Consider the following 25,492-nt stretch of genomic DNA (forward strand, 5'->3'; position numbering starts at 1 on the left):
CCAAAGTTAGGAAAAAGCAGCTAGGAGTCAAGCAAAGACAGGGTGTGACAACGCGGCGATATGGTTTCGTTCTGTATTGGTTCAGGATTGGTTTTGGGGGCATCCATGATGTGTGTTCATACCGATGACCTTCTATGGCCAAGTTTTGGGGGGCTGGTGATGGCAGGTATCGGGTTTGATCTTGGCTGGTTTGTTTCGTTTATTCGGCGGGAATGGTCTGTATCAGGGCGGCATTGGTGGGGGCGGTTTTGATAACAAAATCGATCACCCGGTCAATGGCACCATCGATATCTTCGTTTAATATGCCGTGGCGATCAGAATTCAGGATTTGGATGTCGATATCGCTGCAATTGGTGGCATGGCGTTTGATCAGGGTGGCGCTGGCCGGGTCGACAACCTGATCGTTATCACCCTGCAAGATCAGGGTTGGACAGGCAATATCAGGCAGGCGGTCGCGCATTTCGGAAACCGCCTGACGCAGGTTATGAAGACCGCCAATTGGAATGTTGCGGTAATTGATTTCGGGATGTTCCGATTCATTTAGCCGGAAGCTAAGCCGTTCCTGTGCCGAGGGCACCCACCCCATCAATTTGTTGGCGCCATAAAGCAACGGCACAAACATAAGGTTGCGGTTGCGGAATTTAAGCGGCGTCGATGCCATCACAAGCCCGGCAAGCTTTTCGGGCTGATCGGCGGCCAGAATGGCCGATAACGCCCCGCCGGTTGAAAAGCCGACAATAATGACATTGTCGCAAAACGCCGACAGGATTTCATAACTGTGTCGTACCGATGCAAGCCAGTCTGTCCATGGGCGCTTTTGTAATTCATGGGGGGATGTACCATGCCCGGCAAGGCGAACCCCCAGAACGGCGTAATTTTTTGCGGCAAGACGATCACCAAGGGTGCGAAGTTCAGCCGGGGATGCCAAGAAACCATGAACGACGAGAACACCAGTGGTGAAATGGTCGCTTCCATTGGGCAGCAGCAAATAAGGGCGGCTGTCGGCGGTGGCGGTTTCTTGTTGGTTGATCGCGGCATATTTCGGTTTTTGATATTTCGCGCGGTTCCATTGCCATGCCCGGATTTCATCGTCAAACCGGCGTTTGGCGAAATCGCGCGGGGTCAGGTGATCGATGTCGCCACGCGCCTTTTCCAATGCGGTCCATGCCGTATGGATCGGAGCCATTTCATTGGCATAGACCATGATCGGGTTATCCATGCGAATTTGGTCAAAGGTGGCTTCTTGTTGCAGTTTTGGCAGGAAACAATATTTGCCTTCGGACCGCGCAATCAGTCCAAGCCGTACCGCAGCATCAATATATTCGCGAATTTGCGGGCATTTCAGATCAAAGATGCCGACGTAATCGGCCGGGTTACGCATGCCACGATGTAGATGGATTTCTTCGGCCTGCTGGACGTTTTTGATGGCCAGATAAAGGGTCCGGTCAAAATGGGCGATGTCGACTTCGGTGACACCATCGGCAAGCCACATCATGATCAGTCTGGATGCCAAATGGCTGACGTTTAGGGTCAGATTGGAATACATCACCGACATGCAATGATCACGAAGCGGACGAATATGACGGTTGATGGCATATTGTGTGATGCGATCTGGAATTCTTTTCAGTGTTTTGGTCGGACGGAACAGGTCATCGATACAGGTCGCCGTTTGTATGCGATGGGCCAGCATGCGCCGATCAATCCAGTTATATTGTCGGCGTGGGTCAACCGGCTTGCCAAGGCGGATATCCATATCGGTCTGACGAAACAGCAAATTGCTTTCAACAATCAGTTCTTCGGCAACCTTGGGGCTAAGCCCGCCGGCAAACAGATCCGCCCCGCGTGCCAAAAGGTTTTGATCAACGCGTAAGGGGTGGAAGGTAATATTGGCCGGGAACATCAGGGTTGGTTTTGCAATGGCGATCTTGAGTTTTTCAGGTGTGGTATCGATGGCCGTGGCCCAACGATCAAGTTCGTCGTGGTGGCCTTTATCAAGCAACATCGAAAGCCCAACCTTAAAGCCGTCAATGCATAACCCCAACAGGGCGGCACCGGTGTGATGGGCGCGACGTTGATCCGCACTTCGGGAATAGATACTGTAATCGGGGCGTTTGGGATGGGGACGTTCGGCTTCAAGAACGCGACGGTCTTTGACCATGCCGCCTTCGGGGAAAACGACGACTTTGCCGCCCCGTAAAATTTCCTCGGCCAGAAATGGCAACAGGCGTTCATAATCGTTGGGCACACCGCCAAGCGCACGAAGATAGCGCGAAAAGGTGCTGTCCTCGGCAAAGAATTCGCCCGACGCGATGGACCGGCAAAACACCCCGGTTTCAAGCGCAATCAGATATTGCGGAATAAAGGTTTCAAACCGGGCGAAATGGTTGAACATGAAAATGTCGCCCTGGGACAGATGATCACGGTCGCCATGCATCTTGATGTTGATATGGACTTTGGCGCGTAATGCGCTCATGGCCCTTATCGTCCATTCGCAGGTCTGAGTTCGGATCGCAAATTTTTCGCGTTCGATTTCTCGAAAATTCTGATGCATGGGTGACGGTGCCTCAAAGGCATATGTGCCGTATTAGTTGGCGTTATGATTGAATGCGGTTGTTTCGTTGTTGATAAATATGTGGTGCTAGACTGGATTTTGGAAGGCCGGTTGCACGTTTGTGGCGAACAATCTGTGGCACGTCTTTTTGTGTATCTCTATAATCGGCTGTGCCTTTCAAATTACGGCTGTTTGCAAATCAGTGGTCCATCCGCCCATGCATGGCCCCCCGGAACAACATGATCCCGCCCCATCATGAGAATTGGAAATCCTGTGTGCCCACCGGTCCCCGAAACGCCAGAAGACCGTAATAACTCGCCTGAAAGTACGCCATCTGCAATGCCGGATACGTCCGATATATCCAAATCCATTTTTCGGGATCGCAATTTTGTTCTGTTTCTGATTGGGCAATGCATCACCACCCAAGGGCTGTGGATTCAAAAAATTGCGATGTCCTGGTTGGCGTGGACATTGACCGGGTCGGCATTTTGGACCGGGTTGATTGCAGCCCTTAATTTTGCCCCTGCTTTTTTATTGGGGCCGATATTTGGTGTTATGGCGGATCGGGTTGATCTGCGTCGAACGGCGGTGGTGCTTAACCTGATGATGACAGCAACAGCGTTCTTGTTGATGGGGTTGTCGATTGCCGGGCAAATCAATTTGTTTTGGATGTTGGTTCTGGCCGGGGTCAATGGGGTACTGGGCAGTGCGATGACGCCAATACGGCTTTCGCTGGTGCCGGTTATTGTCCCGCGCGAATTCATGAGCCGCGCATTGACCTATGCCGCGATGAATTTCAATATTTCCCGTTTGGTCGGCCCGGCGGTGGGCAGTGTTGTCATTGCCACATGGGGCACGGGTGCGGCTTTTATGATCAATGCGCTAACCTATATTCCGATGATTTTTGTCTTGGCGACGGTGCGCATTCATGTTGAACGGGCACCAGATGCCAAAAGCAGGCGGGTTTTCGCAGCTCTTGTCGATGGTGCAAATTATGCCATTCACCATCGGGTGATCCGCTCGGTTCTGGCTCTGTCATGTTTTGTGGCATTGGTCGGTACGGGCATGGTCGAACTGCTGCCGGTGTTTGCCGAGGCGGTCTATGATCGCGGTGTCACCGGGCTTGGCATGTTGGCATCGGCAAGTGGTGTTGGTGCGGTGGCCTCGGCCTTTATGTTATCGCGTGTCAAATCCGATCCGGCCCATTTTCAACGGATATCGATCATCGGCGCCTTTGCTGCGGGATGTGGCATGGTGGGGCTTGGCTTTGCCCCTTGGTACGAACTGGCGGTGGTTCTGGTTGCGGTGACGGGTTTTGGCCTGACCGCAGTCGGGGTCGGGTCGCAGACGGCCTTGCAATTGACTGTGGATAATAAGTTGCGCGGGCGCGTCATGAGTTTTTGGAGTGCGACAACCTTTGGCGGAATTGCATTGGGCGGGACCATGTTGGGCGCAATATCCGAGGTCGGGAAAATTCAATATACCGCATGTGGATCGGGGGTTTTGATCCTGTGTGCGGCGATTACCGGACTTTGGCGATTACGTCGAATTGGTGCAATGGATGTGAAGCCTGCCACAGAAACGTCTAATTGATCGTGTTTTTCAGGGCGCTTTGTAAACGCTTGTTTAAAACTCGTCGGGTTAGGGTGCCTGATCATGCCTTTTGGGGGAACTTCGCATGCGGTTGGCTTTCGTCATCGGACTTTGTGTGCTTTTGTCTGGATGTTTTGCATCGGCAAGTACCCCAAAACCCAATGCCAGCCTTGGAAATGATCAAGTTTCGACGGTTACGAATATTAGCCTGCCATCATCGCGGTTAATTCCCTTCGCCCCGACAGACGAATTTCTGCAATGTGTCCCTTATGCCCGTGCCGTTTCCGGGATCGCGATTTATGGTGATGCATGGACATGGTGGGGGCAGGCGAAAAACGCTTATCAACGTGGCAAGCAGCCAGAAGTTGGGGCGGTTTTGACGCTTAAGAAAACATCGCGTTTGAAATATGGCCATGTCGCCGTGGTATCGGCCATCCTCGACAGTCGCCGGATCATGGTCAATCATGCCAATTGGGGCAGCAATTCACGGACACGTGGTAAGGTGCATTACCGCCAGCCAGTTGTCGATGTATCGCCAAACAATGACTGGTCCCAAGTCCGGATGATGAACACCATTGGGACGTTTGGCCGGGTTTACCCTGCGCATGGCTTTATCTATCAGCCCCGCGAAACGGCCGAAGCCAACTGAATTTCCCGATATTGTTTCCATGAAAACCTGGTGAAGGCACGCAAGTTGGCGGCCTTCGTCAATTTGTCTATGCAGACAAAACGCACTATTTGGCAGCACTAGATTTCCAAAGATTTTGTCAGGTGGCCGTGATGGGGCCAAGTGCTGCGAACAGGGTTGTGTCGCTATCTTGTTCGGGGTTTGGCGTGGTCAGGCACTTTTCCCCGTAAAGTACGAATTGGCCTTGGCGGTGACCGTTGCCTTTGCCGGTTTTCATGATTTTATAGATAATTAGCAAACGCGGAATTGTCGATAAACATTGATGCGTCTCAATGTTGTGCAGTGCGGTAGGTATTAGAACTTTTTTATCCTTCCCAAAGTGAGCGACGCCAATGTTTGATCAAAAGACTGCTGTGGATGACGTGCCGGTTAATCCAGATCGTTTGCAAACAGATCCGCAGCAAGGTTTGTCAGCACAAGAAGCCGAAAAGCGGATTGTTGAATTTGGCGAAAACCGATTGCCGGAAAATGAAACCAGCGTATGGCGGAAACTTGCGGGTTTTTTCTGGGGGCCGATCCCCTGGATGATCGAGATTGCGGCCATATTATCCGCTGCGGTGCAGCATTGGTCGGATTTTGCGATCATTTTGGTCATGTTGTTTTTGAATGTCGCGGTTGGATTTTGGCAGGAATACAAGGCCGGCAATGCGATTGCAGCGCTAAGACAGCGGTTGGCACCCGAAGCACGTGTTCGCCGTGATGCCACATGGGGGGATATTCCGGCATCCGGTCTGGTGCCGGGGGATATTATCCGTTTGAAACTTGGCGATATTATTCCTGCGGATGTGCGGCTGATTTCCGGGGAATATTTGCGTGTTGATCAATCTGCCCTGACAGGCGAGTCGCTTGCGCTTGATAAAAAGGTCGGAGACATTGCCTATTCCGGTTCAATTGCCCGTCAGGGGCAGATGGATGCGATCGTGACCGCAACCGGTATGGCGACCTATCTTGGCAAGACAGCGCGCTTGGTGCAGACGGCGGGCAAGGCATCGCATTTCCAGCGTGCCGTGCTGCGCATTGGTAATTTCCTGATTTTGGTGACGATTGGATTGATCGCACTGATCATGACGGTTGCACTGTATCGTGGTGATCCGATCACGGAATCGCTTCTTTTTGCATTGATTCTTGCGGTCGCGGCCATTCCGGTTGCGCTGCCAACGGTTTTGTCGGTGACGATGGCCGTGGGCGCCGAAAAACTGGCCAAAATGAAGGCAATCGTATCGCGCCTTGTCTCGATCGAAGAAATGGCCGGTATGGACATTCTGTGTTCGGACAAGACCGGAACGCTGACCCAAAATCGTTTGACCGTGGGGGCACCTGTTCTTATCGGCGGGGCCTCGCAAGACGATATTTTGCGGATGGCAGCACTGGCTTCCGAAGCCGACAGCCATGACCCTATTGATTTAGCGATTTATGCATCCCTTGGCAACACGGATGCCCTTGTGGGGTATGACGTTGTTTCATTTCGGCAATTTGACCCGGTTCGTAAACGGGCAGAGGCAATCATTGCTCATGACGGATTAAAGTTTCAGGTGGCCAAGGGCGCGCCGCAGGCGATCCTTTCATTGCTGCTAAACGGCGAAGGCAAGGACATTACCAGCCTGACCGAATATGCATCGGTGATGAAGGCAATTGACGAAATGGCAAAGCGTGGCTTTCGCGCGCTTGCTGTTGCGCAAACAGATCAAGCAGGTAAATGGCAATTCATTGGTTTGCTGTCCTTGTTTGACCCCCCGCGCGAGGACGCAGCCGCGACAATTGCCGAATTGCGCGCCAAAGGTGTCGATGTCCGCATGATTACCGGGGATCACGAGGCCATTGGCCGTGAAATCGCCGGGCAGCTTGGCTTGGGTCAAAATATTTTACCCGCTGACGAGGTTTTCGATGAAGATGATCGTCCGCGCAATTCGCAGGCGATTGAGCAGGCTGATGGGTTTGCCCGCGTTTTTCCCCAGCATAAATATGCGATTGTGCGTGAATTACAGGACCGTGGCCATATCGTTGGCATGACCGGTGATGGTGTGAACGATGCCCCGGCGTTAAAGCAGGCTGATATCGGTATCGCCGTGTCGAATGCGACGGATGCTGCACGTGCAGCAGCGGATCTTGTCCTGACAGCACCCGGTATTTCGGTGATTACGTCGGCCATCGAAGAATCGCGGCGTATTTTCGGGCGCATGAACAGCTATGCGACGTTCCGTATTTCGGAAACGATCCGGGTTTTGCTGTTTATGACGATCTCGATCCTGGTGTTCAATTTCTATCCCGTGACGGCGGTGATGATCGTGTTGCTGGCGTTGCTGAATGATTTTCCGATCATGATGATCGCCTATGATAATGCCGATGTTGCGCCGCGCCCGGTGCGCTGGAATATGGCCAATACCCTGACGATGGCCTGCTTGCTGGGTGGTATCGGGGTGGTGTCGTCTTTTGGTGTGTTATGGGTGGCTGATGTCTGGCTGCATTTGCCGCCTCATGAAGTTCAGGCGTTGGTGTTTCTTAAGCTTTTGGTGGCCGGGCATCTGACGATTTATCTGACCCGTCACAAAGGATATTTCTGGCAGAAACCCTATCCAAGCTGGAAGCTGTTTGTCGCGACAGAGACAACACAGGTGATCGGGACGCTTGCGGCCGTTTATGGTTGGTTTGTGCCACCAATTGGCTGGTACCATGCATTGATTGTGTGGGGTTATGCGTTGGGGTGGTTCTTTGTTGCGGGGTGCATCAAGGTCTGGGTTTACAGGCTTTTGACCCATGATCATCCCACGCAGGCCGGGCATCTGGCCCGTGTCGAGGGATGGTTGCATCGCCGTCGGCTTCGCGGGAACCGGTTGCGGAAATAACAATGAAACGGGGCAGCATGTGATGCTGCCCCGTTCTTGTCATCTTAGGGTTTGTGTCTTGGTTGGTCTTAGGTTCTGACTCTAAGCGTTCTTTTCGTCGGGCATGTCGGCGAATGCTTCGCGCAGTGCCTGTGACCAGGCTTCTGAAAGTGCGCGAAAAGCGGGATCTTCGGCTTCAATCCGGCGATGTTCGGAAAAGTTGCATGATCCTTCGGGCAGAACCGCAAGATCAAGTGGCATGCCCACTGACAGGTTCGAACGCAGGGTCGAATCCATCGATAGCAAGGCTGCCTTTACGCCATCGGCAATCGGGGTTTCTGGCGTGATCACACGATCGAGGATCGGTTTTCCGTATTTGTGTTCGCCGATCTGCAAATAAGGCGTGTCTTCGGTCGCTTCTATAAAGTTGCCCGCCGCATAAATTAAAAACAGGCGCTGTGCCCCGCCCTTGCGTTGCCCGCCGACCATGATTGACGCTGAGCTGCTTTCTTTGCGCTGTTCAAGCGTGTCATGATATTTGTGCTGCACTCTTTGCATGGCTTCGCCCATCAGTTCCGCAACACGGAACATGCTTGGTGCGCTAAGCACACAGTCGCCCGGCTTTGTTTCCGGGTCGTCAATCGCTTCTTGCAGGGTGCTCATCACGGCCTGGGTGATGGCAAGGTTCCCTGCGCTCAAAGCGACAATGGCGCGTTCCCCGGGGACGTCCCAGGTAAACATCTTGCGATAGCGCGAAATGTTATCGAGCCCGGCATTGGTTCGGGTGTCTGAAAGGAATACCATCCCTTCATCAAGCATTAAGCCTACGCAGTATGTCATCTTCGATTCTCGAATCCGGCTATTGTTGGGATTGCGCAACGATGACTGTTACATTCAAATCTTCGTTTGCACCACCAGTATGTACGCCCCGTATAGGTGTGGCGATCTGGGCGTCAAGTCCAGACCCCAGCCGGATATAATATTCTGTCGGGCAACAATTGTTTGCCGGATCAAAGCCGACCCAGCCAAGTTCGGGCAAATAAAGCTCGGCCCAAGCGTGGGATGCCTCGTGTGCCAGGCCATCTGAATCGGCAAATAGATAACCGGAAACATAACGTGCCGGAATGCCCAGATGGCGTGCGATCGAAAGCATCACATGCGTATGGTCCTGACAGACACCCTTGCCATCGGCCAGCGCATCGGCAGCCGTGGTGTGGACATGCGTGGCACCGGGTGCGTATTCAATGGCCTTTGAAACGGCAGTTGAAATTTCATGCGCCCGTTCCAAAAGGTTATCCGGGCTGGTTTTCTTTTCGATCTTGGCGGCGAGTTTGCGAATGGCGGCACTTGATTTTGTGACCGGTGTGGATCGCAGGAAAACAGCCGGAAACGCCCGTTCTTTGTGCCCGCGCAAAACGCCAGTGGTATCGCTGGTTTCGATCTCGCCGGTTACGACAACATCAACGGAATCAACCGGGCCTGTGGCGGTTAATGTGCTGATGGTGTCGCCATTGCCATCGATAAATTCGGAATTGATCACACAGCCCTCGGCCGTGATCGACCAGTTGATGACTTTTTGGCCGTCAAATTGCGACGGGGTCAGTTTCAGGCTTTGCACGATATAGCGTGCAGCGGGCGCAAAGCGATAATGAGTTCGGTGTTCGACAACAAGGCGCATATTATTGTCCCCCGAAATAATAGGTTTCGGCAATTGCCGATGACAGGCTCTGACTTCGCATCAGGAAGTCGGACAGGAATTCATGCAACCCTTGAGCAAAGATTTCCTCCATCTGGCTTTGCGTCAGAAGCGAATAGATTTCAACCGCCTGACTGTGCACTGCTCCGCGTTTGCCATAATGACGGGCTAAGTGTTCCAGATGATTAGTGATCTGTTCGACGCAATGGGCCAATGATCGTGGACTGAAGGGGTTCAGGATCAGGAAATGTGCGATGCGATAGGGGGAATAATCATCGCGATAGACCCAATGAAAGGCCCGCAGCGAAGATGCGGCGCGCAACACGGTTGTCCATTGATAGTTATCGACCCCATCGCCAACCATGCTGGTTTCCGGCAAAAGGACGTAATATTTCACATCCAGCAGACGGGCCGTATTATCAGCGCGTTCGATAAAGGTGCCCAGACGAATGAAATCATATCCGTCATCGCGCAGGATTGTTGAATCGGTTGCCCCGCGGAACAAGGCACCCTGACGTTTGACCCAATCAATGAATTCCGGCAAATCGGTTTTCGCCAGATTATGCATCGGGGTACGACGCAGTTCCATCAGTGCATTGTTCAATGCTTCCCACATCTCAGCGGTGATGGCGGTACGCATTGCACGCGCATTTGCGCGCGCGTTTTCAAAGCAATTCAGAATTGATGACGAATTGTCGCGGTTAAATATCAGGTAATCCGTCACTTCGGCCTGACGCAGGGGCATTTCGGGATCATACCCTTGTGCACAGCCAGAAGCCGATAATACAGACGCCCATTCTGACCGGTTACCATCACCGGCGGACGGCATCAGGGCCATGCGATAGCCCATTTCCATCAATCGGGCCATGTTTTCGGCCCGTTCTACATAACGGGACAACCAGAAAAGGTTGTCAGCGGTACGACTAAGCATGTTGTGACCTCCCTTTTCCTAATCCGCCATGATCCAGGTATCCTTGACTCCGCCGCCCTGCGACGAGTTCACAACCAGCGACCCTTCGCGCATCGCAACGCGGGTTAGGCCACCGGGTGTCAGGCGAATATCGTCGCCGACAAGGCAGAATGGCCTGAAATCGACATGACGCGGGGCAACGCCGCTTTCGACAAAGGTCGGGCAGGCCGAAAGTGCCAGCGTTGGCTGGGCAATAAAATCATTCGGATCGGCCTTGATGCGTTCGGCATAGGTTGCCTGTTCTTCCTTGGTTGATGCCGGGCCGACCAACATGCCATAGCCACCCGAACCGTGGACTTCCTTGACTACAAGATCACCAAGGTTTTCCAGAACATATTTCAGGTCATCCGGGTTGGCGCATTTCCAGGTTGGCACATTGTTCAGGATCGGTTCCTGACCCAGATAGAACCGGATCATGTCAGGCACATAGGTGTAGATCGCCTTGTCATCGGCAACCCCGGCACCCGGTGCCGAACAGATCGCAACCCCGCCAGAACGATAGACATTCATCAGGCCGGGAACGCCCAAAACCGAGTCTGGTCGGAAACATAGCGGATCAATATAGGCATCATCGATGCGGCGATAAATCACATCAACCCGTGCCGGGCCCTGTGTTGTGCGCATAAAGACGCGGCCTTCGGATACAAACAGATCCTGACCTTCGACAAGTTCGACACCCATCTGGTCGGCAAGGAAGGAATGTTCGTAATAGGCACTGTTCATCGCACCGGGTGTCAGAACCACGATATTAGGTTCGCGGTCGCATTTTCGGGGTGCGATGCTTTTAAGCGTCTTGTGCAGCATATCCGGATAGCTTTCGACCGGTTCGATCCGTAATTTCGAAAACAGTTCCGGGAACATCCGCATCATGATTTCGCGGTTTTCCAGCATATAGGAAACCCCCGATGGCGTGCGGCAGTTGTCTTCCAGGACATAGAAATCATCGGGACCAACGCGCACGACATCAACACCAACGATATGGCTATAAACCTTGCGCGGTGGGTCAATGCCAATCATGGCCGGTTCAAAGGCGGCATTCCTGAACACCAGATCGGCTGGAACGATCCCGGCCTTGATGATTTCTGCATTGTGATAGACGTCGTACAGGAACGTATTTAGCGCACGGGCGCGTTGTTTGACGCCGCGCTCTATCTTTCGCCATTCGTTGGCTGTGAAAATACGTGGAATAAGGTCGAACGGGATCAGTCGCTCTGGATCGCCACCTTCGCCATAGACCGAGAAGGTGATACCGATTTTGCGAAAGAGTGTTTCTGCTTCCAGTCGCTTTTGCTGAAGGACTTCCGGCCCGCTGGCCTCCATCCAATCAACCAATGCGCGATAAGGTTCGCGTACTTCATCGTTCATCATCATTTCGTTGAACATGCACACTCCCCTTGTTTGTCCTTTGATTAAGGCGAGTGTCAGGGGTGCGGTCAAGGGTGTTCACGGTTGAAATGGTTCTTTTTTCGGCAAAATTGACCTTTGCCGAAAAAATGAACTTGGCTGTTTGGCCGATTGTGCAAAAAACGGGCGTTTTACAATTCGGCGGGCTTCTTGGGCCGCAAAACATGGTGATGATCGGCGGCATAAAGCCGGGAATCGGTGAAATCCTTACGTCCAAAGACCTCGCCGACCATGATCAGGGCGGTACGGGTAATGCCGCTGCCTTTTACCTTGGCGCGGATATCCCCAAGGGTCCCATGAATGAATTGCTGGTCGGGCCAGGTCACGCGATAGGCGACGACAACCGGGCAATCTTCGCCGTAATGGGGCACAAGATCACGAACCACATTAACCAGATTATTCACCGACAGATGCACAGCAAGGGTTGCACGCGCCCGGCCAAGTTCGGCCAGACTTTCGCCGTCGGGCATGGCGGATGATCGCATGGTCGTCCGGGTCAGGATCACGGTTTGGGAAATATCGGGCAGCGTCAGTTCCGCACCCAGTTCTGCCGCAGTGGCGGCATAGGCCGAAACACCCGGCGTGATATTGAAGGGGATGCCAAGATCATCCAGTCGGCGGATTTGTTCGGCGATTGCGCCATAAATCGACGGATCACCGGAATGAACGCGTGCAACGTCTTGGCCCTTGGCGTGCGCGGTTTCGATCTCGGCCAGGATTTCATCCAAATTCATTGATGCAGTGTCGATAACACGCGCATCTTTTGGCGCGGATTTGACGATTTCTTCGGGTACCAGTGACCCGGCATACAGGCAGACCGGGCATTTTTCGATCAGTTTAAGGCCACGAACGGTAATCAGGTCCGGGGCGCCGGGACCGGCACCAATAAAATGAACGGTCATCAGTTTGCCTTATCGTTTTTGGGGGCATAGGATGCATTTGCATCAGATCCACTGCTGTGGACCGGTGCATTGGCCGCATCCGGGCCCTTTTTTTCATAGCCGCGCGGGGTATAAACCCAATTGTTTTCGCCGCGTGTGATATGGCGGCTATTGCTTGATCCGACCAGAACAGTGGTCAGCATGTCGACCATATCAACTTCAAGTTTCGAAAGCGGAACGATTGTTATTTTCTCGTCCGGGCGGCCAAGTTGACGGCCAAGCACCACGGGCGTTTCCGGTCCGCGATGATCAAGCAATATGTCGCGGGCTTGCGCCAAAAGGTCGCGGCGGCGTTTGGAAACCGGATTATAGAAAGCAATGACAAAATCGCCTTCAGCCGCGGCTTTCAGGCGACGCAGGATATCGTCGCGCGGGGTCAAAAGATCAGATAGTGAAATCGCACAAAAATCATGGCCCAATGGCGCGCCAATCCGCGATGCCGCTGCCTGAAGCGCTGAAATGCCCGGTGATACCTGAATGGCAACCCGGTTCCAATCCGAACGATCTTCGCGGTCCAGCAATTCAAAGACCAAAGTTGCCAAGGCATAAATTCCGGCATCACCCGATCCGATCAGGGCGACATCCTTGCCGGTTGCGGCAAGTTCCAGCGCGTGTCGCGCGCGGGCTTCCTCGGCACCAAGATCAGAATGATGGCAAGATTTGCCATCGATCAGCGGGCCGAGAAGATCCAGATACATTTGATAGCCGACAATATCGGTCGCGCGCGAAATCAGGCTGCTGGCCTCGGGGCTGCGCCAGCCGGGCTGACCCGGGCCAATACCGACAATCGACAGACGCCCTTGGGAACAGCCGATATTGGATGGTTTAATATCGTCCGTTGAAAGCCCGATGGCGCAAGTCGCCCGTTTTGATTTCTTTTTCGAAACGACCAAGGTGCCATTCGGGCCCGCCGCAGCCAATGCCGCACCTTCTGCGACGCCGTGACAGCCGGTTTCGGCAAACACAATATCGGACGGATTGGCAAGACGAGGTGCCTCGGCCTCCAGCGTTGCGGCGTCATAAAACCGGGCCGGAACGCCAAGGTGGCTTGCCAAGGCATGAACGGCGGCCTCGTCGGATTTAAGGTCAATCGACACTACACAGGAAACGCTGTGCGGGCTTAGATCATTTGCCGCAAGGGTATCGGTTGCCAGTTTGATCAATTCGTCGGGTTCGCAATGGCGTTCGCATCCGACGCCAAGGCTGATGACCGGCGGATGATAGATAATTTCAGGGATGCCGGTTTCGGCGGTATTTTTGACAATTGCTTTTGGCGTTGCGCATATGCGCACCTTGCCATTGTCACTGCGCTCGATATTGCTGTTGGTCAACCAGGCGGCTGATCCGGCCTCGATTTCAAATCTTGCGATTTCACCGGCCAAAAGGGCGGCGGTGGCCGGTTTGACCGCATCCGGATTGGCAAGATGCCAGCCGACTGGCGGTTCATCAAACGCCAGACCCAGCATGGCATCGCCCGGCGTGGTGATTGCGGCCTGCCCGCCCAGCCGTTCGGCCAAATCACGGACCAATCGGTTGCCACCATGATGGCCGCCCAAAAGCGGGATAAACATGCTGCCTGCTTCGTCCACGGCGATCACAGCCGCGTCTTGCCATTTTCCGGCCAAAAGCGGGGCAAGCGCCCGGATTAAAATGCCCGATGCACAAACGCCGATAATCACATGATCGGCGGAAAATGTTTGTTGCAAATGCGTAATGGTGTTGTCGAAGGCCACATCGACATCGCTTGTGGAAACGCGTGTACGCAATCCATGAACGGATGCACCTTGCAGGCTTGCGGCAATGCGTTTGGCGGTTGGAAGGGCGCGTTGGGTCAGGCAGATGACCGCAATCGGGGCAATCGGGCCGGTTGGCAGGATCGGGTTGGTGTTTTCGGAAGCAGGAATATCTTGGGTGGTCATCGCCATGCGTCTCCGCGACGGTGGATCAGGATCATCGAAAAATAAGGGGCCGTGGCATCAATCGGCAGATCCCCCAGCGGGATCATTTTCTGGGTTTCAAGCGTCGCGCGTTCGATGTAGCGCGCCCGGTCGGTCAGGCCAAGTTCTTCGATCACCTTGCGGACCTTGGGAAAATGGCGGCCAAGCTTGATGATGGCGGCGGCGTCGGTGTTGCCAAGCTGTGCCCTCAGACGATCTTCGGAAAGCGGGCCGGGAATAACCTGCAAGACGTCGTTTTTGGCGGCAAGCGGTGCGCCAAGCTGGGCGGCACAGGCCATCATTGAACTAACCCCCGGAACGGTTTGTACCGGGTGCCCGGCCTCGGCAAGGCGGCCAAACAGATACATAAAGCTGCCATAGAAGAACGGATCGCCTTCGCACAGCACGGCAACGCTTTTGCCGGCTTTTAGATGTTCACCGATTTCAAGGGCGGCTTGGTCGTAAATCGGATCGGCCGGTTCACCCATGGTGATGCGAATGGCGATCTCGATACGGTCGTTCTGGCTGTTTCCGGCAAGATGCGGGGCAATGATCTGGCGCGCCAGACTGGCACCGTCTTCAAGTGCTGGATAGGCAATAACATCGGCCTTTTGCAATATGTTATAGGCTTTTAGGGTAATAAGATCGGGTTCGCCCGGGCCGATGCCAAGGCCATAGGCCGTTCCTGCCACAGGCAATTGGCCCGGAAGGGCGGGGGCAGGGATATTGGCCGTGTTGCTCATACTTTCACTCCGACATAGTGGGTGACGGGGGCAAGGTTGCTCCAGCCCTTAAAATTACCGCGCGGCACCAGCCGGGAAACCGACAGGCGCGACAGCGTGCCACCGTTTTTATTGTAAAACCGTAATAATTCTTCTTCACCCTCAAGCGTCACGGTATTGGCTACCAAACGCCCATGGGGTGGTAGCAGCACCCAACAGTGATCCAGAAGGCCGGGCGTGGTAATGCCGCCGCCGATAAAAATCGCGTCGGGGTCTTGTTCTGATGTGGCGGTAGGCAGGGTTTCGGCAAGGATATCTTCGATCCCCTGATGGCGAATGATCAGATCGGGGGTGCCAAGACGAATGGCATTTTTTCGGATTATATCGCAGCGTTTTACGTCGCGTTCAATGGCAATGGCCCGGCCACCGGCCCGCATCCATTCAATCGAAATCGATCCGCAACCAGCACCCAGATCCCAAAGCATCGCATCGCGCCAAGGCGTAAGTGACGCAATGGTTTGGGCGCGGATTTCCGATTTGGTAATCATGCCGTCATGGATAAATGCATTATCGGGCAATCCAGGCCCATTACCCAAAATCGTGGCTTTGGGGCCTGCGATCAGATCGATCATGATCAGGTTTAAGGGATCAATGGGTTTCACGTCTGGCATCGAGGTTGCGGTACCTTGCCAGGTTTTTGCCGTTTGGGTCGTGATGCGTTCCTGTGTGCCGCCCAACCGTTCGCAAATCGTCATGCGGCTTTGATCAAAACCGGCTTCGCATAACATGACCGCGACCAATGCGGGGGTACTGGCATCAGAACTTAGCGCAATCAGCTTGCCGCGCGGGCGCAAGTGCGATCGCAGGATTTCAGGAGCACGGCCATGCAATGTAATGATATCACAATCGGCCAATGCCCATCCCAACCGTGCCGCCGCCAGACTTATGCTTGATGGGTGCGGGATGACGGTGATTGATTTGGCGCCAAAATAATTGACCAGCGTATTGCCGATGCCAAAAAACATCGGATCACCGCTGGCCAGAATGACCGGGTTTTGATCCAGACATTCTTCGATCAGGGGCATATTGGCGTCGAACGGTGTGATCCAGCTATTTTGTGTGGCAATGTTTGATCCGGGTAACATGGCGATATGGCGTTTTCCGCCAAAAATAATGCTGGCGGATTCAAGGATTTGCCGGGCAATGTTCCCCAGCCCGTCATAGCCATCCTCGCCAATGCCAATCACTGTGATCTTGCCATTTATGGGCGATTGTTCATTCATTTTGCATCCCCTTTGCCGGGGGCCGGGATTGGTCAATGGTGCCATCGGGTGTTTGCCCCGGATGGGCAAGCCGTGCCAGTGCATTAACGGTTGCCGCCGTCACAGCGCTGCCACCAAACCGGCCGCGCAGGGTGATATAGGGAATATCCCCGGCATGTGTGATCAGGGCTTCCTTGCTTTCAAGCGCGCCAACAAAACCAACCGGCATGCCGATGATCAGGGCCGGTTTGGCCAATCGGTTTACCGAAAGGGCTTCCAGCAAATGAAAAAGAGCGGTTGGCGCATTGCCGATGGCAATTATTGCGCCTTCGATATGATTGTCCCAATCGTCGATTGCCGCGGCGGATCGCGTGGTGCCAAGGTGGCTGGCACGTGTGGCGTTACCATTCGCATTCAGGGTGCAAAGGATCGGATTATTGGCAGGCAAAAGGCGCGAAATGATGCCGTGACGGACCATTTCTGCGTCACACAGGATCGGTTTACCGTTTTGCAGGGCTTTGATGGCGGCGTTTGTGACGTCACTGCCATATGCAATTTTGTCGGCAATCTCGATCATGCCACAGGCATGAATGATCCGCACGGCAACGGGCCGCAAGGCTTCGGGAAAGCGGTCAAGATCGGCTTCGGCTTCGATGGTTGCAAAGCTTTGTCGATAGATTTCCTGCGGGTTTTGCAGATAGTCGAACATCGCGGCACCTTTTGCAGGTAACGAAGGACGACCGGTTATGAACCGGTCGCTTTCTTGGAGTCAGCTTTGGTATCGGGGGCATGGCTGTGCGAATGCCCGTGATCATGTGAATGGTCATGATGGTGGTGACCGTGGTCATGTCCATGGTTATGCCCATCCGTGCCAATCCCCATCACATGATGATGATGACCGACCTGCGGGGTGCCCACATCGCCTTCAAATCCGATGATCTGTTCGCGGTATTTGCACAGCTGGCAGTTCATATTGTTGTCGCCGGTATCGATTTCCGCCAGACGTTCGGCAAAGCTTTCAAGCACCAGCGGATGGTCGCGCAGATATTCGGCTTTGATAAATTCGATATCGGGGAATTCTGCGGCAACTTCGTCGGTATGGCTATAAATTCGGTCGATCAGAATGCCGGCAAACAGGAAATAGGGAAACACGACAACCCGTTTGTAACCAAGCTTCATGGCTTCGCGCAAGCCCGCATTGACCCGTGGATGGGCAACCCCGGAATAGCTGATTTCGGTCCGGCCAAAGCCAAGGCCTTCTTGCAGCATGCGTGCAACCTTGTAGACATTCGAATTGGCGTCCGGGTCATTGGTGCCGCGCCCGACAACCATCAGAAGAGTTTCTTTAAGGGGGACGCTGTCATCGACCTTTGCAAGGGCTTCTTCGATGCGATCAGCACTTGCCCGCAGAAGCTTGGGATCGATGGCAAGGTCACGCCCGAATTTGACATCGATATCAGGGTTTGTATGGGCGAAATTGTTTACTTCGCTCGGCAGGTCATTTTTGACGTGACCCGCGGCAAACAGCATACCCGGAAGGGCATAGATCTTTTTGTGGCCCATGGCTTTAAGCTTTTCAAAGCCATCGCGTAGAATCGGTTGGGCAAATTCGAGAAAGCCGCTTTCGACATCATAATCTGCCAGATGGGTCTGTTTCATCGTTTCAACCATGGCGTTGAACTGTGAAACAGCGCGCTCATCACGCGAACCGTGTCCGCATATCATTACGGCGCCTTTGGGGGACATAAAAGGCTGCTCCTTTGTCTCTCTCGTGTTTTTATGCGCGGCGGTTGTTGACCGCTACGGTACCCGTTGCCACCCCCGTTTTCACCGATTGGCTTGCGGAATGCAAGCTGCAGCTGATTGAACATTGGTCGCTAAGGGGTGCGGATATGAAAATACCAGTTGTTGTGGTTTGTTCTATGGATATTTGCAGATGTTGTGGGGATGCCGTGGGGCGTTGGAAGTTGCGAAAAGTTCGGGCGTTATGATCGCCTCCTTGTTTTTGGGTACGTCAAAGGGAGGTATGAAGAAAATATAAAAAGTATGAAGTCGTTTTATCAAAGCCGGATCAAATTGGCAAATCGTCATGATATTTCATTCATTTGTTAGCAGGGCCCCCATGATTGTTGACGTGCATGGTTCCCCGCCGCACATTGCCACGATGGAAACCGTGATCACCGAATTTCTGATCCCGCAGGCGGGCTTTATGGGGCCGCTTTTCACTGTGCTGGTACTGGCACTGGTGCTTGATGCCCTGTGCGGTGATTTTCCGTGGTTATTTCGCCGCATGCCGCATCCGGTGGTTTGGGTTGGCAATCTGATTGGCTGGTTTGAACGGCGATTAAATAAACCGCGTTATGGTAATCGTGATCTTTTGATGCGCGGCTTGCTAACCAGTGTTGCGGTTATCGGTTGTGCTGCGGGTTTTGGCGGTTTGGTTCAGCTTATATCCTCGTTTGGCGGTATTTTTGTCATCGCCGATATCTTGCTTCTTGCGGTGTTGATCGCCCAAAAAGGGCTTTATCAGCACGTCAGGGCGGTATCGGTTGCCCTGAAACGAGACGGGCTTTCGGGCGGGCGGATTGCGGTATCGATGATTGTCGGACGCGACCCAAACACATTGGACACGGCCGGGGTTAGCCGGGCGGCAATTGAAAGCTGTGCTGAAAACTTTTCCGATGGGGTGGTTGCGCCGCTGTTTTGGTATGTGCTGGGCGGGCCAATCGGGCTTTGTGCTTATAAGGCGATCAATACCCTTGATTCGATGATTGGTCATCGCAGCGCCCGATATCTTTATTTCGGGCGGTTTGCCGCGCGTCTTGACGATGTGGTTAATTTTGTTCCAGCGCGGATTGCAGGTGCTGTAATTTGCCTTGCCGCGGTGATCGGGCGTAAAAGTTCCGGCGAACGCGCCTGGACGGTTATGTTGCGCGATGGCGTAAAACATAAATCGCCAAATGCCGGGTGGCAGGAAGCCGCCTTTGCCGGTGCGCTTGGCCTGTCACTTGCCGGGCCGCGCTGCTATGGTGCTGAACTGGTGGATGATCCCTATATCGGTGATGGGAGGCGCGATGCAAATGCCAGCGATATTGATCGGGCACTTACGCTTTACACAACGTCCTGCATCCTTAACGCGGCATGGCCGATCGTCCTGAAGGTCTTGTGGATCGGGCTGATCTAGGTCTGATCCTGGGGTGTTTAGTCTTTGCCAAGATTGATACGGGCGATGGTCGATGTGGTTGAAAACCCGTCTGCCAGATTGGCCAGAACGATCTTGCCGCCATACCCCTGAACGATATCGGCACCAACTACTTTGTCGATGGTGTAATCGGCCCCTTTGACGAGGATTTCCGGTTTCAGGGCCTTGATCAGGTTGATCGGGGTATCGTCGCCAAAAATAACGACACCGCTGACAGTTTCAAGGGACCCAAGAACAGCGGCACGGGCGGCTTCGGATTGAACCGGGCGGGTTTCGCCCTTAAGTCGTTTGACAGAGGCATCTGAATTTAAGCCAACAATCAGGCGATCACAGTTCGAACGCGCCTGTTGCAGCAGGCTAAGATGGCCTGGATGCAAAAGATCGAAACAGCCATTGGTAAAGCCGACCTTGTATCCCTTGCGGCGCCAACGTTCGACACGATCGACCATCCGGTCAAGGGGCATCAATTTGGCTTCGCCGATCATCAGATCATGATGATGCAGGGCGGATATCAGTTCGTCCGGATAAACAACAGCGGTGCCAATTTTGCCAACCACAATACCGGCGGCAACATTGGCAATGCGTGCCGCATCGGAAAGCGCTGCACCCGCCGCAATCGCCGATGCAAGACAGGCCACAACCGTGTCACCCGCACCTGAAACGTCAAAAACTTCGCGGGCTTCGGTTGGCAGGTGAATGGCTTCGCCCTTATTGGTGACAAGGGTCATACCGTCCTGGCTTCGGGTCAGAAGGACGTTTTCAATACCGCATTCGGTGATGATTTTGGTCGCCGCCGCAATCGCGTCTTCGTCGCTATGAATGGTGATGCCGGTGGCAGCCTGCGCTTCGGCACGGTTCGGGGTAACAACCGTTGCACCGCGATAGATACTGTAATCAGTACCCTTGGGGTCGACGATGACCGGTTTTCCAGCCTTGCGCGCCGCGGTGATTGTGGCGATGACGACGTCGCTATGCAAAACGCCTTTGCCGTAATCGGACAGGATAATCGCGTTGACATCGGGGGCCAATTGCCCGGCCAGTGCCGAAAGGTTGCTGATTGTGGCCTTGGCAAGCGGGGCGGTAGTTTCGTTGTCAGACCGTAATAATTGCTGTCCGCCAGCGATATAGCGGGTTTTGATCGTGGTCGGGCGATTGCGCTCGATCTGGATATAAGGCTCAACACCCTTGTCACCGGCGACATATTCCATGACCTCGCGGCCCGGAAGATCATCACCGACCAGCGACAGAAAACGAACCGCTGCGCCAAGCGCTGTGGCATTGCGCGTAACGTTCCCCGCCCCGCCCAGCATTGCACTTTCACGTTCGACACGGATGATCGGGATCGGGGCCTCGGGCGATATGCGGGTGACTGATCCATAGACAAACCGATCCAGCATCACATCCCCAATACACAGAACTTTTGCGTCGGGAAGCTGTTCAACCAGGTTGGCCAGATGGCTTAGATCGGTCATGTTCGTATCGTCTTTTTTTCGTGAAAGCGGGATGGTTTGCAGGATTTCAATCGATCAGGATTTGGTCAGGCCAAGCGTTTGTTCCAACGCGCCGACCAACATCTGACCGATCTGGATATGCATTTCCTGAATACGGGCGGTGGTATTGCTTGGCACAATCATCAATGGATCGCAAAGACTGGCCATGGCGCCACCGGTTTTTCCGGTCCAGCCTGTGGCAATCAGCCCCATCTCACGGGCTTTTTCAAGACCAAGGTTGACATTCTTGCTGTTGCCGGACGTCGAAATGCCAATCGCAATATCGCCCGGTCGGCCAAGCGCCTCGATCTGACGTGAAAACAGGTAATCAAAACCGAAATCGTTGCCAATCGCGGTCAGGGCTGAACTGTCGGTGGTCAATGCGATGGCTGGCAATGCGCGACGGTCATTGATGTAACGGACGGTGAATTCGGTCGCGATATGCTGTGCATCGGCCGCTGATCCGCCATTGCCAAAGAACAGCAACTTGTTGCCTGCGTTAAACGCATTGGTGCAGATGGCAACCAATTCGGCAAAAGGCGCACGTGTTGCTTCGCGGGTTTTGTTGACCAGATCAAGATGTTCGTCAAACTCGGCATCGAAGAAGGCGTTGATATCCATTTTTTGATCTCTGGAATGTTCTAGGCGGATGAAATCGGGCTGAAACTAGCAGCTTGGATGATGTAATGCCATGACTTATCGGAATGCAACAGATGGCGGAAGGGAATTTGCGAAGGTCAGGAAATATCCGATTTTCGCGTTTGGTTTCAATTTGTCATAATGCTAATACATAAGCTGTTAACGGCCTGCGAACTATTGTATTTCAATCGGGACTTTTATCGAACGCTGCATGTTGGAAAATCTGGTCACCTTGTATGTCTGAAAACAGTTTACCCTCACCCGAAGCCTTTTTGGTTGATTATGTGCGTCGTCTTGAACGTCGCAAGGATGGCGTGGGGGCGATCCATGTGCATTTTTCCAAGTTGCAGGCGTTTAACCGCCGCGATCATCATATCCGCACGGCAATTGCCGCATTCGAAGAAATTGTTCCTGATGTCACCGGGCGTATTTTTACTCTGTCCAATCAGGATATGATTTTTATTTTCGATGCGGCCGAGGTTGACGAGGTCAACGCGGTTATTTTCCGGTTGAAATTCCTGTTCAACGATGATCCGTTGATCGGTGAAAGCAAGGATGAAAGTGGCGCACCCGCGACATTTACCGATTATTTCGACGTTGCGCAGCAATACAAGGACTTCCTGCATCTGACGCAGACGCTTGTACGCTCGAACGCCAATCGCCCGAAACAGGTCAGCAAGGCCGCCGAACGTCACAATGACAGTCCTGATCTGGAGGATGGCCGGGCGCCACTGACACCAAAGATTTTGGGCCGTATTGATGAATCCCTGCGCCGGGCAGATCTTTCAAACCTGATGCGACGTCAGGCGATTTGTGCGGTGATCGGTGATGCCAATCCGACCCCGGTCTTTCACGAGTTGTTTATTTCAATTAAAGATTTGCAACAAACGTTGATGCCGGATGTCAATGTCCTGTCCAATCGCTGGCTGTTTCAGCATCTGACCGAGATTCTGGATCGGCGCATGCTGTCGTTGCTGACACGCAGCAATGATGCATCGGTTACCGGTTCAGTCAGTATCAATTTGAATGTTTCAACCTTGCTGTCGCCTGATTTCCTGACTTTTGACAGCAATGTGAAAGCCGGGCAGCGCGGAACCATTGTTTTGGAACTGCAAAAAATCGATATTTTTGCCGATCTTGGGGCTTTCTTCTTTGCCCGTGATTTTTGCCGGGACCGCGGTTACCGGATTTGCATTGATGGCATCAGCCATCTTTCGCTGCCCTATATCAACCGCAATAAGCTTGGCGTTGATATGATCAAGATGATCTGGGACCCGGAAATGGAAAATCTCGACGAAGAACATAGCACTGCCATTCGCGATGCCGTGGCCCTATCGGGCGAGACGCGTGTCATCATGTGCCGTTGCGATGATGAACGCGCCATCAATTTCGGTCATTCGGTCAATATCACGATGTTCCAGGGCCGACATGTCGAGCATCTTTTAAGCGAACGCACCAAAAAATAACGCCGTTATTTTCGCGGCGTTATTTCTGATTTTCCGATCAGCGAAGATTATTCATCGCAAGTGGCGACGCCTGCTTTGGCAAAGGTTGCCATGCCATTGTGGCATTCCGCAGAAGCGCGCAAAAGTGGAATGGCAAGCGCCGCACCGGACCCTTCGCCAAGACGCATGCCAAAATCGATCAAGGCCTGTTTGCCAAGCTTTTCGATCAATCGTTTATGCCCCGGCTCGGCCGATACATGCCCGACCAGGCAATGATCCAGGGTGCTGGGATGAATGGCAGCAAGAACCGCTGCCGCGGCACAGGATACATATCCATCCAGAAGAACTGGTACGCGCTGGAAACGGGCGGCAACAATGGCACCTGCCATTGCCGCAATTTCACGGCCCCCAACGCAACGCAGAACATCAAAGGCGTCATGCATCTGGTTTTTATGCAAAATGATGGCATCACTGACGACACGTGTTTTGCGCATCAGGGTTTCATCGTCGATACCCGTCCCGCGCCCGGTCCAATCGGAAGCTTCACCGCCGAACAAACCATAGGCAATTGCGGCCGCCGCTGTCGTGTTTCCGATGCCCATTTCACCGGGCACAAACAGATCAAGGCCTTTTTCGATGGCGCTCATGCCAAAGGCCATGGCCTCGGCACAGCCTTCGTCGTCCATGGCGGGCTCTTGCGAGAAATCATTGGTCGGGATTTCCAGCGCAACTTCCATCACGCGCAATTCAGCATCGACGGTTTTGCAAATCTGATTGATGGCCGCACCACCATTGATGAAGTTTTCCACCATTTGCTGGTTGACCTCGGCCGGGAAGGCCGAAACGCCCTGTGCGCAGACGCCGTGGCTTCCGGCAAAGACGGTGACGCGTGGCCGCGACATGCGCGGCCGCGAACTTCCTTGCCATCCTGCCAGCCAAAGGCTGATTTCTTCCATACGGCCAAGGGCGCCTGCCGGTTTGGTCAGCTGGGGCTCGCGGGCAGTAACCGCGGCTTGGGCATCGTGATCAACCGCGGGCATTTTGGCCATAAGAGCGCGGATTTCATCAAGGCTTTGGGGGGGGTGTTTGGGGTCGAACATGGAAATTCTCCGGCTGGCGGACGCGGATGCATAGCGGCTTCTGCTTGGCTTCTGTCGCGGTCATGATTAATCTGATTGCGGCCATAATGCCAGTTCGAATATCGGATATTGCCCGTGAACAATAATCATAAACAATCCGCAACGAAATCACAAAGCCCTGATGCTTCTGCCTGTGATCAAAGGCCACCGATTGATGATGGTAAAATTCCAGTCAATGGATTGCTGGATGATTTTTGGCGGGCCTTGGCGCTGCTGAGCCGAATTCCGGTATCCATGCGATGTGATTTCCGCCCCGAGGCGATTGCCCGATCCGTTTGGTGTTGGCCCTTCGTTGGCCTTTTCATTGCGGGGGTTGCGATTATCCCGGCCTTTTTAACCGACATCCTGATCGGGAATAGTGCGGTCACGGCAATCATGGCAACGCTTGTTTTGGTTCTTCTGACCGGTGCAATGCATGAGGATGGGATTGCCGATTGTGCAGACGGGTTTGGCGGCGGGCAGGATCGGCAGCGCAAGCTTGAAATCATGCGCGACAGCCGGATTGGGACTTACGGCGTTATTGCGCTGGTTCTGTGTCTTGCCTTGCGCATTGTTTTACTAAGTTTGGCAAGTGATAGTGGCAGCATGGCCGCAATCTTGATTGTGATGGCGGTGACGTCGCGTGCAGCAATACCCGTTGTCATGCATTTTCTTGATCCGGCGCGGATGGACGGACTTGGCAAAGGTGCCGGGCGCCCTGAATTGCTGATGGTGGTGGGCGGGATCGGGGTTGCATTGTTGCTTGTTCTTGTTGTTGCCGGACCCATGGCCGTTATCACGTCTGTAATGGCCATGATGGTGGCGGTAGTGTTGGTTGGATGGATTGCAAAAAGCCAAATCGGTGGCCATACCGGTGATGTGCTTGGGATGACGCAGATTGCGTCGGAACTGTTTGTTGGCATTGCATTTGTCGCGGTAATTCAGGGTACTTGATGATAAGGTCATAAATAATGACCGTTCAAACAAAGCGGCAAATCAAGGGTCGCATTTT

20 protein-coding genes are annotated in these 25,492 nt (G+C 53.6%); 6 read left to right on the forward strand and 14 right to left on the reverse strand.

The window, feature by feature from the left end:
* Positions 1-199: 199 nt before the first annotated feature.
* The gene (locus tag TALK_RS01965; protein WP_245829631.1) at positions 200-2,473 is read right to left on the reverse strand and encodes an alpha/beta fold hydrolase; all 2,274 of its coding nucleotides are present in this window, start codon (positions 2,471-2,473) and stop codon (positions 200-202) included.
* Positions 2,474-2,806: 333 nt separating this feature from the next.
* On the opposite strand from TALK_RS01965, the gene TALK_RS01970 reads away from it, so the two are divergent.
* The 3 genes from TALK_RS01970 (at position 2,807) to TALK_RS01980 (ending at position 7,675) form a co-directional block, all read left to right on the forward strand.
* Positions 2,807-4,144 (forward strand): MFS transporter, encoded by a 1,338-nt coding sequence (locus TALK_RS01970; RefSeq protein WP_085615283.1) that lies wholly within the window; start codon positions 2,807-2,809, stop codon positions 4,142-4,144.
* A gap of 85 nt (positions 4,145-4,229) precedes the next feature.
* Positions 4,230-4,793: a CHAP domain-containing protein gene (locus TALK_RS01975; RefSeq protein WP_085615285.1), complete on the forward strand. Its 564-nt coding sequence runs from the start codon at positions 4,230-4,232 to the stop codon at positions 4,791-4,793.
* A gap of 371 nt (positions 4,794-5,164) precedes the next feature.
* Complete coding sequence (locus TALK_RS01980) at positions 5,165-7,675, forward strand: plasma-membrane proton-efflux P-type ATPase (RefSeq protein WP_085615287.1); 2,511 nt, start codon at positions 5,165-5,167, stop codon at positions 7,673-7,675.
* 81 nt (positions 7,676-7,756) lie between these two features.
* On the opposite strand, the gene TALK_RS01985 is transcribed toward TALK_RS01980, so the two are convergent.
* The 10 genes from TALK_RS01985 to TALK_RS02030 form a co-directional block, all read right to left on the reverse strand.
* The gene (locus TALK_RS01985) at positions 7,757-8,494 is read right to left on the reverse strand and encodes a proteasome-type protease (protein ID WP_085615289.1); all 738 of its coding nucleotides are present in this window, start codon (positions 8,492-8,494) and stop codon (positions 7,757-7,759) included.
* Positions 8,495-8,513: 19 nt separating this feature from the next.
* Positions 8,514-9,332 (reverse strand): transglutaminase family protein, encoded by an 819-nt coding sequence (locus TALK_RS01990; protein WP_085615291.1) that lies wholly within the window; start codon positions 9,330-9,332, stop codon positions 8,514-8,516.
* A gap of 1 nt (position 9,333) precedes the next feature.
* Positions 9,334-10,281 (reverse strand): alpha-E domain-containing protein, encoded by a 948-nt coding sequence (locus TALK_RS01995; RefSeq protein WP_085615293.1) that lies wholly within the window; start codon positions 10,279-10,281, stop codon positions 9,334-9,336.
* An 18-nt stretch (positions 10,282-10,299) separates the two neighbouring features.
* Complete coding sequence (locus TALK_RS02000) at positions 10,300-11,703, reverse strand: circularly permuted type 2 ATP-grasp protein (RefSeq protein WP_085615295.1); 1,404 nt, start codon at positions 11,701-11,703, stop codon at positions 10,300-10,302.
* A 152-nt stretch (positions 11,704-11,855) separates the two neighbouring features.
* The gene (cobM, locus tag TALK_RS02005; RefSeq protein ID WP_085615297.1) at positions 11,856-12,626 is read right to left on the reverse strand and encodes a precorrin-4 C(11)-methyltransferase; all 771 of its coding nucleotides are present in this window, start codon (positions 12,624-12,626) and stop codon (positions 11,856-11,858) included.
* Positions 12,626-14,584: a precorrin-3B C(17)-methyltransferase gene (gene cobJ / locus TALK_RS02010; protein WP_342746129.1), complete on the reverse strand. Its 1,959-nt coding sequence runs from the start codon at positions 14,582-14,584 to the stop codon at positions 12,626-12,628. Before cobJ ends, cobM begins: the two co-directional genes overlap by 1 nt.
* Positions 14,581-15,345 carry a precorrin-2 C(20)-methyltransferase gene (gene cobI / locus TALK_RS02015; protein WP_085615301.1) on the reverse strand — a complete coding sequence of 255 codons (765 nt, stop codon included), beginning with the start codon at positions 15,343-15,345 and terminating at the stop codon, positions 14,581-14,583. The genes cobJ and cobI overlap by 4 nt, the downstream gene beginning before the upstream one ends.
* Positions 15,342-16,607, reverse strand: a complete 1,266-nt coding sequence (gene cbiE / locus TALK_RS02020) for a precorrin-6y C5,15-methyltransferase (decarboxylating) subunit CbiE (protein ID WP_085615303.1) — start codon at positions 16,605-16,607, stop codon at positions 15,342-15,344. Before cbiE ends, cobI begins: the two co-directional genes overlap by 4 nt.
* On the reverse strand, positions 16,600-17,295 hold the full coding sequence (locus TALK_RS02025) for a precorrin-8X methylmutase (RefSeq protein ID WP_085615305.1): 696 nt from the start codon (positions 17,293-17,295) through the stop codon (positions 16,600-16,602). The genes cbiE and TALK_RS02025 overlap by 8 nt, the downstream gene beginning before the upstream one ends.
* A 35-nt stretch (positions 17,296-17,330) precedes the next feature.
* On the reverse strand, positions 17,331-18,332 hold the full coding sequence (locus TALK_RS02030; RefSeq protein ID WP_085615307.1) for a sirohydrochlorin chelatase: 1,002 nt from the start codon (positions 18,330-18,332) through the stop codon (positions 17,331-17,333).
* A gap of 376 nt (positions 18,333-18,708) precedes the next feature.
* On the opposite strand from TALK_RS02030, the gene cbiB reads away from it, so the two are divergent.
* Positions 18,709-19,770, forward strand: coding sequence for an adenosylcobinamide-phosphate synthase CbiB (cbiB, locus tag TALK_RS02035; RefSeq protein WP_085615310.1), 1,062 nt, complete (start codon positions 18,709-18,711; stop codon positions 19,768-19,770).
* A gap of 17 nt (positions 19,771-19,787) precedes the next feature.
* Here the strand turns inward: cbiB and rfaE1 are convergent, their stop codons facing one another.
* Positions 19,788-21,260: a D-glycero-beta-D-manno-heptose-7-phosphate kinase gene (gene rfaE1 / locus TALK_RS02040; protein ID WP_085615312.1), complete on the reverse strand. Its 1,473-nt coding sequence runs from the start codon at positions 21,258-21,260 to the stop codon at positions 19,788-19,790.
* 54 nt (positions 21,261-21,314) lie between these two features.
* Positions 21,315-21,899, reverse strand: coding sequence for a D-sedoheptulose 7-phosphate isomerase (locus tag TALK_RS02045; RefSeq protein ID WP_085615314.1), 585 nt, complete (start codon positions 21,897-21,899; stop codon positions 21,315-21,317).
* 254 nt (positions 21,900-22,153) lie between these two features.
* Between TALK_RS02045 and TALK_RS02050 the strand changes: the two genes are divergently transcribed.
* Positions 22,154-23,383 (forward strand): EAL domain-containing protein, encoded by a 1,230-nt coding sequence (locus TALK_RS02050; RefSeq protein WP_085615316.1) that lies wholly within the window; start codon positions 22,154-22,156, stop codon positions 23,381-23,383.
* 47 nt (positions 23,384-23,430) lie between these two features.
* On the opposite strand, the gene cobT is transcribed toward TALK_RS02050, so the two are convergent.
* Positions 23,431-24,462 carry a nicotinate-nucleotide--dimethylbenzimidazole phosphoribosyltransferase gene (cobT, locus tag TALK_RS02055; RefSeq protein WP_085615318.1) on the reverse strand — a complete coding sequence of 344 codons (1,032 nt, stop codon included), beginning with the start codon at positions 24,460-24,462 and terminating at the stop codon, positions 23,431-23,433.
* A 114-nt stretch (positions 24,463-24,576) separates the two neighbouring features.
* Between cobT and cobS the strand changes: the two genes are divergently transcribed.
* Positions 24,577-25,434: an adenosylcobinamide-GDP ribazoletransferase gene (cobS, locus tag TALK_RS02060; RefSeq protein ID WP_245829632.1), complete on the forward strand. Its 858-nt coding sequence runs from the start codon at positions 24,577-24,579 to the stop codon at positions 25,432-25,434.
* Positions 25,435-25,492 lie beyond the last annotated feature (58 nt).

Source organism: Thalassospira alkalitolerans, from assembly GCF_002115745.1.
GTDB lineage: Bacteria > Pseudomonadota > Alphaproteobacteria > Rhodospirillales > Thalassospiraceae > Thalassospira > Thalassospira alkalitolerans.